Below are 16125 nucleotides of genomic sequence, written 5' to 3'. Positions count from 1 at the left end.
CGCGGCGAGATCAGGAGCGCAACTTCTCGAGAAAGTATCCCAGCGCATTCGCCCCCTGCGACCAGGCCAGCAGCGCCACCTGCACAACAGGTCGGCGCGTGCGCCCTCGCTGCAGCGGATAGCCCAGTAGCGCTGCGTAGAACCCCGGTGATTCGGTTTCCCGTACGCCGGTCTGCCGTCTCGCGCGCGCCTGGTGAAAGGTCCACGCGCCACGCCCGTAATTCAGATGCTGGCGCGTGTAACTGCGAAAGCTCATCACGTGATGATGCTGCACGAGCGCCTCGCGCGCGTACACGTGCGGCCAACCGGCCGCCTGCCAGCGATCGGTGAGATCGCGGTCTTCACCGGCCGGGAGCCGGAACGTGGTGTCGAAGCCGCCGATCTCCCGGAACGATGCGGTGGCCCCGGCGAAATTGTTCGAGGTGAAGAAGCGCGGACCACGCGTGGCCGCCGAGTCGAAGCGATCGTACAGAAAATCGATCAGTAGCTGACTCGCTTCGGAAAACACGTTGTCGTCGAGCGCATTGCGCACGTGTCCACCGACCAGCGCATTTGGTGTGGCGCGCAATGCCTCGTCGAGGGTGGCCAGCCACTGCGGCGTCGGTGCGCAATCGTCATCGGTGAACGCCAGAAACGCGCCGTGCGCTTCCCGAATGCCGGTGTTGCGCGCCGACGCGGGACCGCCCCACTCCTGGTGAATCGACCGGATGGTGAGCCGCTCGCGGAAGGCGTCGAGCTCCACGTCGGGCAGCGGCGGCGAGCCGTCATTCACGATCACCACTTCGAAGTCATCGCGCGCCACCGTCTGCGCCGCGAGTGCCGTGAGGCACCGACGCAGCTGTGGCAGACGGGCGCGGGTGGGAACGATGACGGAGAAGCGCGGGGACGTCATGAGGCTGATGGTGCCGACTTCGCGGGCTCGACGGGCGCGGCCACGAAGGGGAGCAGATGCGTCGGAATCTCGCGAAGCAGCAGCAGCGCCGATACCAGCAGGACGCAGATCGCGGTCAGCTTCGCCACCGTGCCCACGGTGGTCGACACGTGCCACTCCGCACCGACGGCGTACGCCGCAAACGCGAGCCCGACTCCCACGACCACCGTGCGCAGCGGCACATGAACGCTCTCGAAGCGCGCGATCAACAGCTGTCCTGCCGCGGCCGCTCCCGTCGACACCAGTACCGAGGCAAGCGCGGCCCCCGTCGACCCGTAGCGAGGCACCAGGAGCAGCGTACACACGACCAGTGCGACCAGCATCGGCGCGGTCAGACCCACAACGTGCCACGCGCGATTGGACGCCACCAGCAGCACCGTCGACACCGAGACGGCGATCAGCGCCGTCGCACCGAGAATGAGCAGGGCAAACGGCACCGCCGCATCCAGAAACGCGGCCCCATAAATCACGCGCATGATCTCGGGCGCGGCGCCCGCCGCCAGCGCAGCGAACGGCAACAGCAGAAACGGCAGACGCAGTACATCCACCTGAAGCATGCGCACATCGGCGTCACTACCATCACGCCGCATTCGCGTGACCGTCGCCAGCACCACCGGTGACACGGCACCCGTGAGCAGTGACAGCACGATCGTCAGATTCTGCGCCGCGCCATAGTGCCCGAGACTGGTGGCTGTGCTGCCGAGCGTCGCCAACAGGAACAGGTCGGCGCGTTCAAAGAGGCGGGCGCCGACCGCCGCCATCGCGATCGGCGCAGCCATCGTGAGCAGGCCGAGCCGCACCGCCCTACGCTCGGACGGCTCCGCACGACGGAGTGGCCCGATACGCCAGCGCGACAGCAGCAACGCCGCGACACTCGAGAGCACCATGCCGGCGACCGCGCCGTCGATCGACCAGCCCAGACTCACCAGACCCAGCACCGCCAGCATGCGCACGATCCATCGGACGGCCGATATCAGCGAGACCCACGTGTGATCGCCATTCGCGATGAGCGCACCGCGATACCCCTGCACGAGCACGAGTATCGGCAGCTCCACCGCGAGCAATCGCAACGTCGGCGTCAGCACAGGGTGGCCGAGAAACGCCGATAGCCACGGCGCCACCAGCAACACCACCAACCCAAGGCCGCCACCAGCGAGCAGATGCAGATGCATTACCTCGGCGGCAACCGGCCGCCAGTCACCGACGGCGGCAATCGCGCGATTCGACGCGCGCGCCAACATCGAACTCGCCGTCCACTGCAGCCATGCCATCGCCGTGGCCGCGAGTGTGAGCAAGCCATAGCCCTCGGGACCGAGTCGTCGGGTCAGGAATCCCGCGGTCACCAATCCCGTGGGCAGGATCAGCAGCTCCGCCGCGAAGATCCAGGCCGAGCCTCGCCACGGACGATGCGCCGAGCTATCGCTCACGCGCCCTCACCGGCCGGCACGTCCGCCGCCAAGCGATGCAGGAGAGGCGCAACTCCCCCGGCATCGAACGGACTCGTCGCGTCGAGCGTGGGAACGTCAGGACCCGCCATCGCCAGAAAGCCCTGCCTGGTATGCTCGCTGTCGCGAAAGAACTCGGGCTCACTGATCGTGATGCGGGCACGCGGATGATCGATCGCGGTGATGAAGCGCTCGCTGAAGTCCCAATCTACGATCAGATCCGGTAACGTGTGCGGCGCCTCACCATTCGCCGACGTCATCCGCGTGACGTACGTGGCCAAAGTACGGCCCGTCTCGGCATCACGTAGTGCACGCAGATCGGCTTCCAGCTCGTCCAACAGTGCGGCGTACTCCGCACCGGACGCCACGATACCCTGCGGCTCTCGGCCCCGCAGGTTTACGCGAATAAAACTCTGAAATGCGCTCGGAATCGCGAACGCGCGTGTGCGCGACCAATCAGTCCCATTGGCAAATCCGTCGGCTAACAGGCGCTCGCGCGCATCGCGCGACAACAGCAGTCGCGACAGCCATTCCCGTACCGAGGTGGGTAACAACGCACGCGCGATCGTAAGCGGTCCAGGGAACCCGCTGGCGGACGCCGCTGGACGCGGGGCGTGCTGGTAGCCGAGGGCGCGCAGCATGGCCTCGCCGACCCCACCGCCCGGAAAGAGCGAGCGCAGTCCCACCGACGAGACAACGGCGACGTTGTGCGATTCGGGCAACAACGCGCGTAACGCACCCAGCTCTGCGTCGATTGCCTGATACACCGTACGAATGCCCTCGCGCAGCGCTGCATCCGTGCCACCACCATGGTGGTGTCGCCAGAACTGATGCCCCGCCGTATGTCCTTCGCCGAACACGATCACACTCACGTCCGGCGCGGTGTCGGCCACCAGCTCTCGAACAACCTGCCCCTTCCGTTCCACTCGCGTAAGCAGTCGCGCGAGAATCTGGCGGTCAACGCTCTCGGCGCTACGGAACGCCTCGGGAATGTCGCGCACGTCGCCGACGACGCGCAGCGCGTGTTGCAGTGCCTGCGCCGGCAGCGACGCGCCATCACGTTCGCGGTTGTGCACCGCCAGATCGAACAGCTGCACGCCGGCCAGTCCTGCGATCGGATCGAAGTCCGGCACGTCGACAATCACCACGCGCCGGTCACGCAGCGCCGACCAGAACGGAGTCACCATCGGCTCCGGACCTGTGGTGAGTGCGAGGCGGTAGCTGCAGGGCACCAGTTGCCGGTAGTAGTGATAGCCGTGCCGCGCGCGCGGAACGCCGCTCATGAGGGCGATCCATGCTCCATGCTCCATCGACAGCTCATCACCGCCGGTACGTGCGTGCGAGCCGTCGCGCACGAGCGCCGCGAGGTGTGGCAGCGAACCGTCGGCGATCCACGATTCGAGCAGATCGGGATCACCGGCATCGATGCCGAACACCAGCAGCGGCGTGGGACGCGCGCCGGTCATGGCGACCTCACCGGCGTGTCGATCACGTTCGCATAGACGGCGAGAATCCGATCAACGAATCGCGCATGACTGTACTCAGCCTGCGCCACCTCGCGTCCCTTGCGTCCCCACTGCTCAGCGAGGGCTCGATTGGCCAATACGCGATGCAACGCCTCAGCCAGCGGCGGCACGTGGTCGGGTCGCACGAGCAGCCCGGTGTCCTCGTTGCGCACCACCTCGGCCAGCCCGCCAGCGGCCGACGCCACCACGGCGGTGCCCCGCATCATGGCCTCGGCCGCGACGAGTCCAAACGGCTCTGCCCATCGCGACGGTACGACCTGCACCCACGCCGAGCGCGCGATGCTCTCGGTCTGCTGGCGCGACTGGAACCCGTGAAAACGCACAACCTCCTCCACGTTCAACGACCGGCTCAACGCCTCGAGCGCTGGCCGCTCGACGCCATCGCCGACGATATCCAGCGTCGCGTGCGGGATCTGCGCATGCACGGCGGCGAAGGCGTGGAGCAACGTATCCACGCCTTTCTCGTGCACAAGGCGCCCCGCGAAGACGGCCGACGGGGTATCCACCATCGCTTCCCGCGCTGGCGCGTCTGGCACCCCGTTCGGTACGACGACGAGATCGCCCACGCCGTCGGCCGCGAGGACACGTGCCGTCGCTTCACTATTGGCGATCGTTGCAGGAAACACGTGGCGCCACCGACGCAGCAGCTGCATCTGCCCCATCAGCGGTATCCAGTCGCGCGCTGGCACGCAGCCCGCCGTAAAACACACCGCCCCCGCGCGCCGTGAGCACGCCGTGCCGTTCGGCATGAGCTTCGTTCCCGTCGGGCAGACCGCGCGATACCAGGCCGCATGAAACACCGACGGCACGTGACGAAGTACCGGTAGAATGAGCGGCGACAACTGTGTGCTGAAGATGCCGACGTGCACGAGGTCGGGCTTGAAGTCTTCGATCGCCTGTCGGAGCGCCACAGGTGCCCACGGGTTCGCCGACTGCAGCGCCGTCCGCCATCGCGACAGCGTGCCGCGACAGACGTATTCGGGACGCAGCGGCGAGTCCTGCGGCAATGCATCGAGACCGGCCGTACTCGTAAAGCGTCGCACTTCGTGTCCACGCTGTCGCAGTCCGTGCACCAAGGCGTCGTTCACGACTTCCGCGCCACCGAACAGGGGCGCGTAGTCGTGCACCAGCAGGATGCGGAGTGGATCAGGCATCGCGCACACTCTCGCGCACACTGTCGCGCACGAGATCACGCACCGGAACCCGAGTGCCCTGCTCCGCCGCCTCGGCGGCCGCCAGCAATACCGCCACGCAACGCACACCGTCGGCCAGCGTCGGCAACGTCGTCACGGGCGTGGGCCACGCGCGCACCGCCTCCGAGAATGCACACAGCGCGCGACGAAACGATGGTTCCGCGTCGGCGCGCAGCAAACGCGAGCGCGCAAATGGTTCGCGCAGCAGTGACGACACCGCGGTCCGCGCACGGGAGACGGCGCTGCGCTCGGCCGCGCTACGTGAGCGTTCCACCGACAGTCCTGCGAGCCGATCAAACGAGAGACGGCCGTCGCGACCGACCACCGTGACGCGGTCGTCTGCCGTCGCATCGAACGAGAACGTGCTCTGCATTGTGACGCCGTTCGGAAACAGACACTCGAGCGTTGCGGTATCACCCGCCGTGCGGCGCGACATGACGCGCGACGACACGGCCTCGGGATAGGCGCCGAGTAGGTAGGCCGCGATGTCGATGTGATGCGCCCCCTTGTCGAAGAGCGCACCGCCGCTCGACTGCTGCTTCCACACGGGGACCGTGTCGGGACGTGACGTGAAGTTGGTCTGCAGCGCCACCACCTCGCCGATCGCGTCCGTACGCAGCAGCGCGTGCGCTTGCTGCACGAGCGGATGCTGCCGGTAGTTGAACCCCACCACGCCCACGCGCTGCGCGCGCTGCCAGCTGGCGAGCAGGGCCTGCGCGTCGGCAACGGTGGTGGCTACTGGCTTCTCGACATACACGTGATATCCGGCCGCGAACGCCGCGATGGCCGTCGAGGCATGCAACGGTGACGGCATCGCCAGCACGACCGCGTCCAGTCCGCCCGCGTCGAGCAACTCCTGCGCCGAGTCGAAGGCGCGCGCACCAACGACAATGCGCTGTGCCGCCTCCCGGGCCGCGAGCGCGGGATCGGCGACGCTCACCACCGAAACCCCGCGCAAGCCCACAAGGGTGGGCAGGTGCACCGCCGTGGCGATGGCACCGCAGCCGATCACACCGATTCGTACGTTTGTCACATGGGGCATTGCCGTGGCGACCGCGCCGTGGATTGGTTGTGAAGCATTACAGCCAAATATAGCGCGGTCGACGCGGTTATTTCCCCTGCAGCATACCCATCACCTGCGTGAGCATCGCGTTGCTGCCGGGCGTGACGTCGCCGTCGGGCGTGAGCTTATCGACCAACTGCGGCAGCATGGCGGCGAGCCCGCCCATCGCCTGCGACGGATCGACGCCCGCCGTCGCGGCGGCCTGCGTGACGGCGGCACCACCGAGCGCCTGTTCGAGCTGCGCCGGCGTAACGGAACGGTTCGTCCCCGTACTCACCCACGAGGATACGATCTCGCCCAACCCACCGCTCTGCAGCTTCTGCACGAGTCCACCGACACCACCGTTCTGCTGCACGAGCGTCATCGCCATTTTCAACAGCGCCGTCGAGGACGTGCCGCCCGGCGCCGTCGTGTTTCCCAGCAGTCCGCCGAGGATTTGCTCAACGCCACCAGCCTTGCCGCCCAGCAGCGAACCAGCCATGTCGCCCAACGCTCCGTCAAACAATCCCATCGTGACTCCTGAAAAGGTCGTGTGCCTGTGTGCCATACGAACACGTGTCGCAGGGCAATCGTCAACAGGCCACCGTCAACGACACGGTCAGGGTTCGACGACTTTGAGCTGCACCCCTCCGCCCGGCGCATCCATGGTGGCCACGGTACGCAGCTGTCCAGCGGGGATTGTGAGTGCGATCGCGCCGGCCGCCGCCGTCCACGAGCCGTTGCCCGTGGGCCAGACGCGAACGTTCCATTCACCCGCCGAGCTCTCCACGATGGCCGTGGCCAGATAGGCATACGGCGTCATGATCGAGATCGGGGTCTGGAAGTCGGGTTGCGTACGCCAGATGGTGAGGGGTGGGCTCGCCGCCGCCAGATGCACGACGCGCAGCTTGCTCCGGTTGGCGCCCACCTGATAGCCGGTGTCGGGGAGCGTCACCGCGAGCAGCGGCAGGCCCGAGCCGGGCAATGCCGCCACGGTTTCGCGCGCACCGCTTTCCGTCTGCACAACCACCTGTGCCGTGCCGGCAAACGCCCCGGTGGCAACCAACTGCACGGTGCGACTGCCGACGGTGGTCGAGATCGACGGCGAAATCGAGTATGGCGCCAGCGCGGCCTGACGGACGGCCCCGTCCACGCGCACTTCGACGGTGGCGGCCGTGCCATTCACCACGTGGAGGGTCGGGGAAGAGCCGCCACCCACCGGTCCCGGTTGCACGCTATTACCGTCACTGCACCCTGACAGAGCCAGGGACGAGAGCAGAAGGGCGATCAGGGTGAGGTGCCGCATTGTTCCTCCGAAGAGAGTCGATCCGCGATATACATGAATCCGGCACGCAGCCTGCACACCGGATATCGAGAATCGATACACCGATCGTGCCCCCGCGAACCCGTTTCGACAGCATCTTGATGTAGGCAGGCTGTATGCAAGTCATGAAACAAGGAGAATCCGTGACGACCGAAGAACTCGAAACCATCATCGCTCTGGCCACGCTGGCCTCCATCTCCGATGGACTACAGGACGAGGCAGAACAGGCCCGCGTCGTCGAGGTGGCACGGAGCCTCGGTCTGCTCGCCCCCGAAACAGTGATCGCGCAGGCGATGAGCGGTGCGCTCACGATTACCACACTGGCCGCTCGACTGGAGTCGCCAGAGGCGAAACGCCTGGCCCATGACACGGCGACCGCGGTGTGCCACGCCAACGGCTGGATCAATCCGAGCGAGGGAAAGTTTCTGCACGATCTCGCCGACGCCCTGCAGCTCGACACATCGGCCAACGACGACGTGATCGCCGACATCAATCGCGCGGTCGGTGATCACCCGGTGCTGTCGGCCACGCCATCGCTGGGCGTGCCGGTCATCCCGGATGCTACATCAGATACCGCGACCGTCGCGGCGGCGGCGGCGCAACTCGACGAGCACATCCTCGATCAGGCATTGCTCACGGCATCGCTCGAACTTCTTCCGGATCGCCTGGCCAATCTCGGCATTCTGCCGCTGCAGCTCCGCTTGGTGCATCACATCGGTCAGCGTCACGGGCAGCAGCTCGACACGCAGCAGGTGACGGATCTCGTGGCGACCTTCGGATTGGGTGCTGCGGCGCAGGTACTCGAAAAGGTGGTGCGTCGCGCCTTCGGCGGCATCGCCGGTGGCCTGCTTGGCGGGCTGTTGGGCGGAGGCGCCGGTATCGCCAGTGGCGCCGCGGTGACTTTCGCCAGCACCTATGCGCTCGGGCATGCCGCCGACCAGTACTACGCGCAGGGGCGCTCGCTGTCGTCAACGGATCTCAAGGCGCTCTTCACGAAGTTTCGCGCGGACGCCGTCACCATATTCCCGCGCGTCGAGTCGCGCGTGAGCGAGCTTGCCCGCGGAAAATCGCTGGACGGATTGTTGCGGACCGTGACCCGCTGACGTACGCGGCTTCGCTAGTCCGCGCTCTGTAGCGAGAACACGGTGACTTCCGGCCGGACATTGAATCGCACCGGAAGAAACGTTCCCACTCCTCGGCTGATGTACATGTGCCGTCCGCGGGAGAGTTCGAAAGCGCCGCTGGTGTAGCGCCGATTCTGCACGGGAAGGATCGGCGGCGGCAAGAACGGCGGCTTGCACTGTCCACCGTGGGTGTGCCCGGCGAGGATCCAGCCGTCGTAGTTACCCCATCCCGGCAGATCGACGGTGTCCGGGTTGTGACTCACCGCCAGCTGCGCGATGGCCGGGTCGACTCGTGCAAAGGCCTCTTCCGGGCGGAACTGTCCCGCCCAGAGATCGCCGAGCCCCACCAGCTGCAGCCCGCCGGCCACGCCCACCTCGTTCACGAGTACGGTGATGCCGAGATTCTCGAGTGCACCGCGCAGGCCGGCCGCGACGCTTGGCTGTGCCCAATTGCGACCGTAGTCGTGGTTGCCGAACGTCACGAAGGTGCCGAGCGATCCACGCGGGAGTTCCGCGTAGATCGCCTCGGCATGCTTTTGTTGCGTCGGATGCAGCGAGATCAGATCGCCGCTCACGACGACGATGTCGGGCTGCAGGGCGCGAACCGTGTCGAACGTGCGTCTCACGTAGCGGTCGGCGACGTTCGGCCCGATGTGGATGTCGGAAAGCTGCGCGAGTCGCTTCCCCACCAACGACGACGGCAATCGACGAATCGGCAGCGCCGCCGTCGTGACCTCGAGCCACTCCGGCTCCACCTCGAAGGTGTAGCCGACGGTGCCCGCCATGGTGACCGCCATGCCACCGGCGGTCACCAGGAATGCGCGTCGAGAAATCATCACATCAGTCGTCGAGGTCAGGGCATTGGGCCACGCGTCCGCATGAAGTTAATCGGGGCGCGCGGGAAGGTCGCGCACGGGATCGTGGCGCTGCGAATCGAATGGCCAGCCGTTTCGCTGTCGTCGGCCCAGAAGACCGACTTCCGTCCCGCGACACATGACGACTGCGGCGCGAAGGCGAAACCTTCGTTGTTGATGTTCGGCAGCGTCGACGGACGGGCATAGCGCCGCGGCGCGAGGAAACGTCCACGAGTGGGTGATGCGACGCTCACGTCGATCTGCAGCACGCCGGTGGTGTTGCCACAACCGTCATCGCAGGTCGCCCACAGATAGCCGGTGTCGCGATCGTACTCCATACCCATGACGCCGGGGAAGCCGGTCACGATCGTCGCCACGCGTGTGGCACTGTTCGTGGCGTGGTTCAGCGCATAAGCGTAGATCGTGCCGTTGGCCTCGACGCCCACGAAGAAGAGGCCGGTACCGTGACTCGCGTAGTCCGCGGGTGCGTACGCGCGCGCTTTCGATTCGTCGTAGAAGCCGTTGGCCACCAGCATGCTGTCGGGAATCCAGGTGATCGCCTCAATACCGAGGTTCGCGCCGACGGCCGGCAGATCGGCCGTGAGGTTCCATTCGTGCGTCGCCGTGAGCGTGCTGCCCGCGGCCGTCGCATCGAATCGCAGAATGCTGTTCCGACTCACCGAATTCGCGCTGTTGTTGCGCTCAGACGCCACGTACACGCCACCGCCAGCGGCACCCGCCACGAGCGTAATCCCTTCGGCGTCGGGCTCTCCAAGTCCGTCGGGATAGCGCAGCAGCTTGCCGGCGCTCCAACCATTCGTGGCATCCGGCGTCCAGATCCCGCCGCTGAACACGAGTCGGAAGATCGATCCCGGTCCGTTGCGGGCGGCCCATAGCACGGCGGGCTGACCGCCGCCGGCAGCCTCGTACGTGAGTCCACTCAGATTGCCGCCGAACACTGCGGTTCCATCCACGGTCTGCACGTCATCGCTTCCCGGCCACGGCGAGGTGGTGGGCCCCGTCACCGGCGTGCAGCTGTTGGCAGCGCCCTTGGTGGATGCCGTCGCGTCGGCGAAGTCGCCCGTGCCATTCGGACAGCGACCGTAGGTGATTGTCGCGTGCGCCGTCCACGTGTACGAATCGAGCAGCGTGCCGTTGGCGTCGAAGATGCGCGCCGCGTCACCCGCGCCGAGCCCGAAGCCGAGTACGTCTTCCTCGATTACGTAGTATCCGCCCGGCGCGATCGTCGCGCCGGCGGGGAGTCGCGTGGTGCGCGTGTCGTCGTTGTCCTTCACGAGGAAGTTCGACAGGTCGACCGCCGTGCTGCCAGCGTTGTACAACTCGATCCAGTCACCCGGCGTGCCGCCGTTCGATTCCACTTCGTTGATACGGACGGCCGACCGACAGTCGTTTGCCGCCGACTTAGTGGCGAAGGCCGTCGTTGAGAACGGGCCGGTACCGTCCGGGCAACGGCCGAACGTGGTCGTGGCGTGTGCCGTCCACGTGTACGAGTCCACCAGCGTACCTGACGGATCGAAGAGACGCGCCGCGTCGGCCGCACCGAGTCCGAAGCCGAGTTGCGCTTCTTCGATGACCAGGAATCCGCCAGCGGCGATGGTCGTGCCGGCGGGCAGTGTGGTCGTGCGCGAATCGTCGTTGTCCTTGACCACGAACCCGGAAAGGTTCACGACGGTGGTACCGCGATTGTACAACTCGATCCAGTCGCCCGGCGTGCCGCCGTTCGACTCGACTTCATTCACGACCACCAACACGCGGCAATCGTTCGCTGCGCCCTTCGTCGACTCGGCGGTCGTCACGACCGCACCGGTCACGCTCGGGCAGCGTCCGTACGTGGTGGCGGCGTGCGCGGTCCACGCGTAGCTGTCCACCAACACGCCGTACTGGCTGAACAGCCGCGCTTCGTCGGCGGCGCCGAGTCCGAAGCCGAACGCTGCTTCCTCCACGACGTAGTAGCCGCCCGCCGGAATCAGGGTGCCTGCGGGAAACGCGAACGTCCGCGTGTTGTCGTTGTCTTTGAAGCTCCAGCCGGAGATGTCAACGGCCGTGGCCGTGGGATTGAACAGCTCCGTCCAATCGCCGGGTGTACCGCCGTTCGATTCGACTTCCGTAATGCGGATCGCTGGCAGCGCCGTCACCGTGATCGTGCGCTGCGCCGAAATGGTGCCGACCGTTGCCGTGAGCGTCGACGTGCCGGGCGCGACTGCGCGGACATTGCCGAGGCTGTCCACGGTGGCGACGGTGGGCGACCCACTCACCCACGTTACCCGCCCGCTGGCCAGCGGGCGACTCAGCTGGTCGAGTCCGTTCGCGGTGGCGGCCGCCGTCTGTCCCTGCATCAAGGTGAGCGATGGGATCGTAATGGTGAGCGACGACAACGTGGCGCCGACCACGGTGATCGTGAGCTGCGTCGTGAGCCCACCCGACGTCGCGACCACGGCGGCCGATCCAGGCGCGACACCGGTCACGACGCCAGCCGCCGACACCGTCGCGATGGAGGGTGCCGTCGAACTCCAGTCAATGGTCGCCGGTGGCATGCTCACCCCGAACTGATCGATCGGCAGCGGCGTGACCGCGACCGCTTGACCGGTCACCACCGTCGTGGACGGCATCGACAGCGTCATCTGTGTGAGCTGCGGCGGTTCGCTGGGATCGGTGCAGGCAGCAACGCCGAACGCGACGATCAGCGGCGCGATGGCGCGCCGCAGGCGATGGAGAGCGGACATGGGAACGGGCTCGAATAGGGAAGGGACAGCGAAACGGTCAACGTCCGACAGCGGTGTCACCATCCCCCCACGTCGCCGTCACGAAGCCGTAACCGGCTCGCGGGCGCAGGCATTACGTGGCAGTATGTGAGACATGACTTCATTCCCGATGCGGCGCGCGATCGCGCTCGCGCTCGTACTCTCCGGCCTCGCGCGCGCGGCCGCCGCGCAGCCGGCGCGCTTTCTCGTCCCGGCGGCGGCCCCCGGGACACGCTGGCTCAAAGGCAACACCCATACGCACACCACCAACTCCGACGGTGATACGGCGCCTGAGGAAGTCGCTCGTTGGTACAAGAACCGGAAGTACGACTTTCTCGTGCTCTCCGATCACAATGTCTTCACCGATCCGGCCACGCTGACGTCGTTGATGGACTCGACGTTTCTGCTGATCCCCGGCGAAGAAGTCACGACCGGCTTTCAGAAGGCGGCGGTCCATGTGAATGCGTTGGGCATTACTCGCGTCATCGCCGCGCCGCGCGACAGCACGCTCTTCGGCACCGTGCAGAAAGCCGTCGACGCCATTCGCGCCGAGGGCGCCGTGCCGCACATCAACCATCCGAATTTTCTCTGGAGCATCGACACGGCCACGCTCTTCCGCGTGAAAAACGACCGGCTGCTCGAGATCTTCAACGGGCACCCCACCGTGCACAACATCGGCGGTGGAGACTGGCCCGGCATGGAAGACGCGTGGGACGCGCTGCTCACCCGCGGCAAGAGGATCTACGGGATCGCGGTCGACGACGCGCACCACTTCCAGGGCGAGTTCGCGAAGGCACGCGCCAACCCCGGGCGCGGCTGGGTCGTGGTACGGGCCCGCTCGCGCGACGCACGGGAGATCGTGACCGCCCTCGACGACGGCCGCTTTTACGCGAGCGCCGGACCGGTGGTCGACGCCATCACGGTGACCGAATCTGCCTTGTCGATCACCATCGCCCGGACCGGCGACTTCAAGTACACCACGCAGTTCGTGGGCGCGAACGGCGAGATCCTCGCCACCGACAAGTCACTCACGCCCTCCTACCGCCTCCGGGGCACCGAGACGTACGTGCGGGCGCGCGTGGTCGATTCCAGTGGCGCGACGGCCTGGATCCAGCCGGTCTTCACCACCCGATACCGGGAGCGCGCGGCGCCGTAACCCGGCGCTCGTCCCACCCGAAGCGCCTGCCATCCACGATTTTTCGGCTGCGGGCTCAACGGCGATCGCTTCCGGAGAGTAAATCTCTCGTTGGCAGTCCGATTCGTGGAACTGCCATTCTCGCCCTCCGGAGGAAGCAGGACATGGTTCACGCAGTGCGCCGTTTCGGTCGATGGACCGCCACTCTCTTGGCTTTGGCTGCCGCCAGCGCCGCCAGCGGAAGTGTCGCGCAGGCGCAGCTTGGCCCCCAGTCGACCCAGGCCGACGAAGGTCGCGCCAATAAGGGCAACTGGACACTCGCCAATCGCTTCAGCACCGCCGCGCTCCGCGCCATCTCGTACACCCAGGCCGTCCAGCCCCGCTTCCTCGGGCAGACTGACTCGATGTACTACAACTGGAAGGACCGGAACGGCAATCGCTTCATGCTCTTCGTGCCGTCGCCGACGGGCGGCACCAAGCGTCTGCTGTTCGATCCGGCCAAGCTGGCCGAACAGCTCACGATGCTCAGCAAGAAGCCGTATGATGCCACCAATCTGCCCTTCCAGACCATCACGTTCCTCAAGAGCCACAAGGCGTTCCGCTTCACGGTGGACACCGTGCGCTACGAGTGGACGCTGGCCACGGAGACGCTCAAGTCGAACGGCCGCGTGGTGCGCAACGCGCCGACGCCGGTTGACGAAGAGGTCAACACGCAGGGCGGTGGTGGCCCGGGCGGCGGCGGGGCCCGCGGCGAGTTCCGCAACTACAACAAGGACAGCTCGGCGTTCGTGTTCGCGCGCATGCACAATCTCTACATCGTGGAGAAAAGCAGCAACGACACGGTGCAGATCAGCACCGACGGCGCCATGGACTACTCGTTCGGCTACCGTGACACCACGGAGAACGCGCGCCAGCTCGCCGCCCTCGCCGGCGGCGGACAGCAGACCGACGGGGAGCAGGACGACACCGACGACGCCAACAACCGCGATCAGCGCATCCGCCCGAATGTCTCGTGGTCGCCGGACGGCAAGTCCTTCGCCTTCGTGCGCCGCGATCAGCGCAAGGTGAAGGAGCTGTTCCTCGTGAACGTGCTCGCGCAGCCGCGTCCAGTGCTGATCCACTACAAGTACACGATGCCGGGCGAAGAAGACGTCACGCGTAGTGAACTCTGGACGTACCGTCGCGGCGACAAGGCCGTGAAGCAGATCAACGTGGCGAAGTGGAAGGACCAGTCGCTCATGAATGTGCACTGGCCCGTGAACGGTGATAAAGTGCGCGTCGTGCGTCGCGACCGTCCGCAGCGCGCCGTCGACTTCATCGAAGTGGACGTCGCCACCGGCGCCATCAAGTCATTGCTCGCCGATGCCATCGAAGGCGCCGCGCTCGAGCCCAAGAACATCGCCTACCTCAAGCAGGGCGGTGATTTCCTCTGGTGGTCGCAGAAGACCGGCTGGGGCATGTACTACGTGTACGGCTTCGACGGCGGCGAGAAGCGCCCGCTCACCACGGGACAGTGGAACGCCAACAGCATCGTCAAGATCGATTCCACGACGCAGCAGGTGTGGGTGTCGGGCCAGGGCCGTGAAGCGGGTGAACAGCTCTACCAGACGCACCTCTATCGCGTGAACGGCGACGGCACCGGCTTCACGCTGCTCGACGCGGGCAATGCGCACCATGCCACGACCCTCGGTGAGAACGGCACGCCCAGTGTGGTGTCGCCCACCAAGCGCTACATCTACGACTCGTTCTCGCGCATGGACATGCCGTTCAAGTCGGTGCTGCGTGACGGGGCCACGGGCCGTATCCTCAGCACGCTCGAGGAGATGGATCTCACGAAGCTGAAGGAACTCGGCTTCAAGAACGCCGAGACGTTTTCGGTGAAAGCCGCTGACGGCGTCACAGAACTGTACGGCAACATGTGGAAGCCGTTCGACTTCGACAGCACGAAGAAGTATCCGATCATCACCTACGTGTACCCGGGCCCGCAGACCGAAGGCATGACCACGGGCTTCAGCGTGCGTGGCCCGCTCATGCAGCTCGCGCAGCTCGGCTTCATCGTGATCGAAGTTGGTCATCGCGGCGGCAGCCCGCTCCGCTCGCTCGCCTACCATCGCTACGGCTACGGCAACATGCGCGACTATGCGCTGGCCGACAAGAAGTACGCGATCGAGCAGCTCGGTGCGCGCCACAAGTTCATCGATCTCGACAAGGTCGGCATCTTCGGCCACTCCGGTGGTGGCTTCATGACGGCCGCCGCCCTGCTCCTCCCGCCGTACAACGAATTCTTCAAGGTGGGCTGGTCGGAATCGGGCAATCACGACAACAACATCTACAACCAGAACTGGAGCGAGTGGAACCACGGCGTGAAGGTCATCGCCAAGGCCGATAGCGCCGCCGGTGCGGTGCGTGCCGGTGGTACCGGCGCGGCGCGGCGCGGTGGACCGGCAGCGAACGCCGCTGCGCGCGAAGTGGTGCAGGACTCCACGAACGCCGACAAGATCAAGTTCGACATCCGCGTGCCTACCAACGACGAACTCGCCGGCAACCTCAAGGGCAACCTCGCCCTCGCGACCGGTGATCTCGACAACAACGTGCACCCGGGCGGTACCATCCGCTTGGCGAATGCGCTGATCAAGGCCAACAAGCGCTTCGACTTCTTCATCTATCCGGGTGAGCCACACGGGTATCGCGGCACGGGCCCGTACAACCAGCGCATGCTGATGGAGTATTTCGCCGAGCATCTGCTGGGCGATTACTACCGCGGTAACGGCGAGATCAAGTAAGACACA

The 16125-nt window shown here is 66.1% G+C and carries 12 protein-coding genes; 3 read left to right on the top strand and 9 right to left on the bottom strand.

What is annotated here, in order from left to right:
* Positions 1 to 10: 10 nt before the first annotated feature.
* The 7 genes from HKW67_RS00155 to HKW67_RS00125 all read right to left on the bottom strand — a co-directional run bounded on the left by HKW67_RS00155 (position 11) and on the right by HKW67_RS00125 (position 7443).
* Positions 11 to 892, bottom strand: a complete 882-nt coding sequence (locus tag HKW67_RS00155; protein ID WP_171223462.1) for a glycosyltransferase family 2 protein — start codon at positions 890 to 892, stop codon at positions 11 to 13.
* Complete coding sequence (locus tag HKW67_RS00150; protein ID WP_171223461.1) at positions 889 to 2358, bottom strand: lipopolysaccharide biosynthesis protein; 1470 nt, start codon at positions 2356 to 2358, stop codon at positions 889 to 891. Before HKW67_RS00150 ends, HKW67_RS00155 begins: the two co-directional genes overlap by 4 nt.
* Positions 2355 to 3842, bottom strand: coding sequence for an alkaline phosphatase family protein (locus HKW67_RS00145; protein WP_171223460.1), 1488 nt, complete (start codon positions 3840 to 3842; stop codon positions 2355 to 2357). Before HKW67_RS00145 ends, HKW67_RS00150 begins: the two co-directional genes overlap by 4 nt.
* Entirely contained in the window at positions 3839 to 5056 is a 1218-nt protein-coding gene (locus HKW67_RS00140) for a glycosyltransferase family 4 protein (RefSeq protein WP_171223459.1), read from the bottom strand. The genes HKW67_RS00145 and HKW67_RS00140 overlap by 4 nt, the downstream gene beginning before the upstream one ends.
* On the bottom strand, positions 5049 to 6128 hold the full coding sequence (locus HKW67_RS00135) for a Gfo/Idh/MocA family protein (RefSeq protein WP_171223458.1): 1080 nt from the start codon (positions 6126 to 6128) through the stop codon (positions 5049 to 5051). The genes HKW67_RS00140 and HKW67_RS00135 overlap by 8 nt, the downstream gene beginning before the upstream one ends.
* Before the next feature lie 76 nt (positions 6129 to 6204).
* Positions 6205 to 6669 carry a YidB family protein gene (locus tag HKW67_RS00130; RefSeq protein ID WP_171223457.1) on the bottom strand — a complete coding sequence of 155 codons (465 nt, stop codon included), beginning with the start codon at positions 6667 to 6669 and terminating at the stop codon, positions 6205 to 6207.
* An 87-nt stretch (positions 6670 to 6756) separates the two neighbouring features.
* Positions 6757 to 7443: a DUF4397 domain-containing protein gene (locus HKW67_RS00125; RefSeq protein ID WP_171223456.1), complete on the bottom strand. Its 687-nt coding sequence runs from the start codon at positions 7441 to 7443 to the stop codon at positions 6757 to 6759.
* A gap of 161 nt (positions 7444 to 7604) precedes the next feature.
* Between HKW67_RS00125 and HKW67_RS00120 the strand changes: the two genes are divergently transcribed.
* Entirely contained in the window at positions 7605 to 8564 is a 960-nt protein-coding gene (locus tag HKW67_RS00120) for a TerB family tellurite resistance protein (protein ID WP_171223455.1), read from the top strand.
* Positions 8565 to 8578: 14 nt separating this feature from the next.
* Here the strand turns inward: HKW67_RS00120 and HKW67_RS00115 are convergent, their stop codons facing one another.
* Both HKW67_RS00115 and HKW67_RS22240 read right to left on the bottom strand, forming a co-directional pair.
* Positions 8579 to 9421 carry a metallophosphoesterase gene (locus tag HKW67_RS00115; RefSeq protein WP_171223454.1) on the bottom strand — a complete coding sequence of 281 codons (843 nt, stop codon included), beginning with the start codon at positions 9419 to 9421 and terminating at the stop codon, positions 8579 to 8581.
* A 17-nt stretch (positions 9422 to 9438) separates the two neighbouring features.
* On the bottom strand, positions 9439 to 12183 hold the full coding sequence (locus HKW67_RS22240; protein ID WP_206044544.1) for a lamin tail domain-containing protein: 2745 nt from the start codon (positions 12181 to 12183) through the stop codon (positions 9439 to 9441).
* A 133-nt stretch (positions 12184 to 12316) separates the two neighbouring features.
* Between HKW67_RS22240 and HKW67_RS00090 the strand changes: the two genes are divergently transcribed.
* Together HKW67_RS00090 and HKW67_RS00085 are read left to right on the top strand one after the other, a co-directional pair.
* On the top strand, positions 12317 to 13357 hold the full coding sequence (locus HKW67_RS00090; RefSeq protein WP_171223453.1) for a CehA/McbA family metallohydrolase: 1041 nt from the start codon (positions 12317 to 12319) through the stop codon (positions 13355 to 13357).
* 188 nt (positions 13358 to 13545) lie between these two features.
* The gene (locus HKW67_RS00085) at positions 13546 to 16119 is read left to right on the top strand and encodes a S9 family peptidase (RefSeq protein WP_206044543.1); all 2574 of its coding nucleotides are present in this window, start codon (positions 13546 to 13548) and stop codon (positions 16117 to 16119) included.
* Positions 16120 to 16125 lie beyond the last annotated feature (6 nt).

The sequence above is a fragment of the Gemmatimonas groenlandica genome (genome assembly GCF_013004105.1).
GTDB lineage: Bacteria > Gemmatimonadota > Gemmatimonadetes > Gemmatimonadales > Gemmatimonadaceae > Gemmatimonas > Gemmatimonas groenlandica.
Note: the sequence above shows the minus strand (reverse complement) of the source record. Positions and strands in the feature narration are given on the sequence as shown.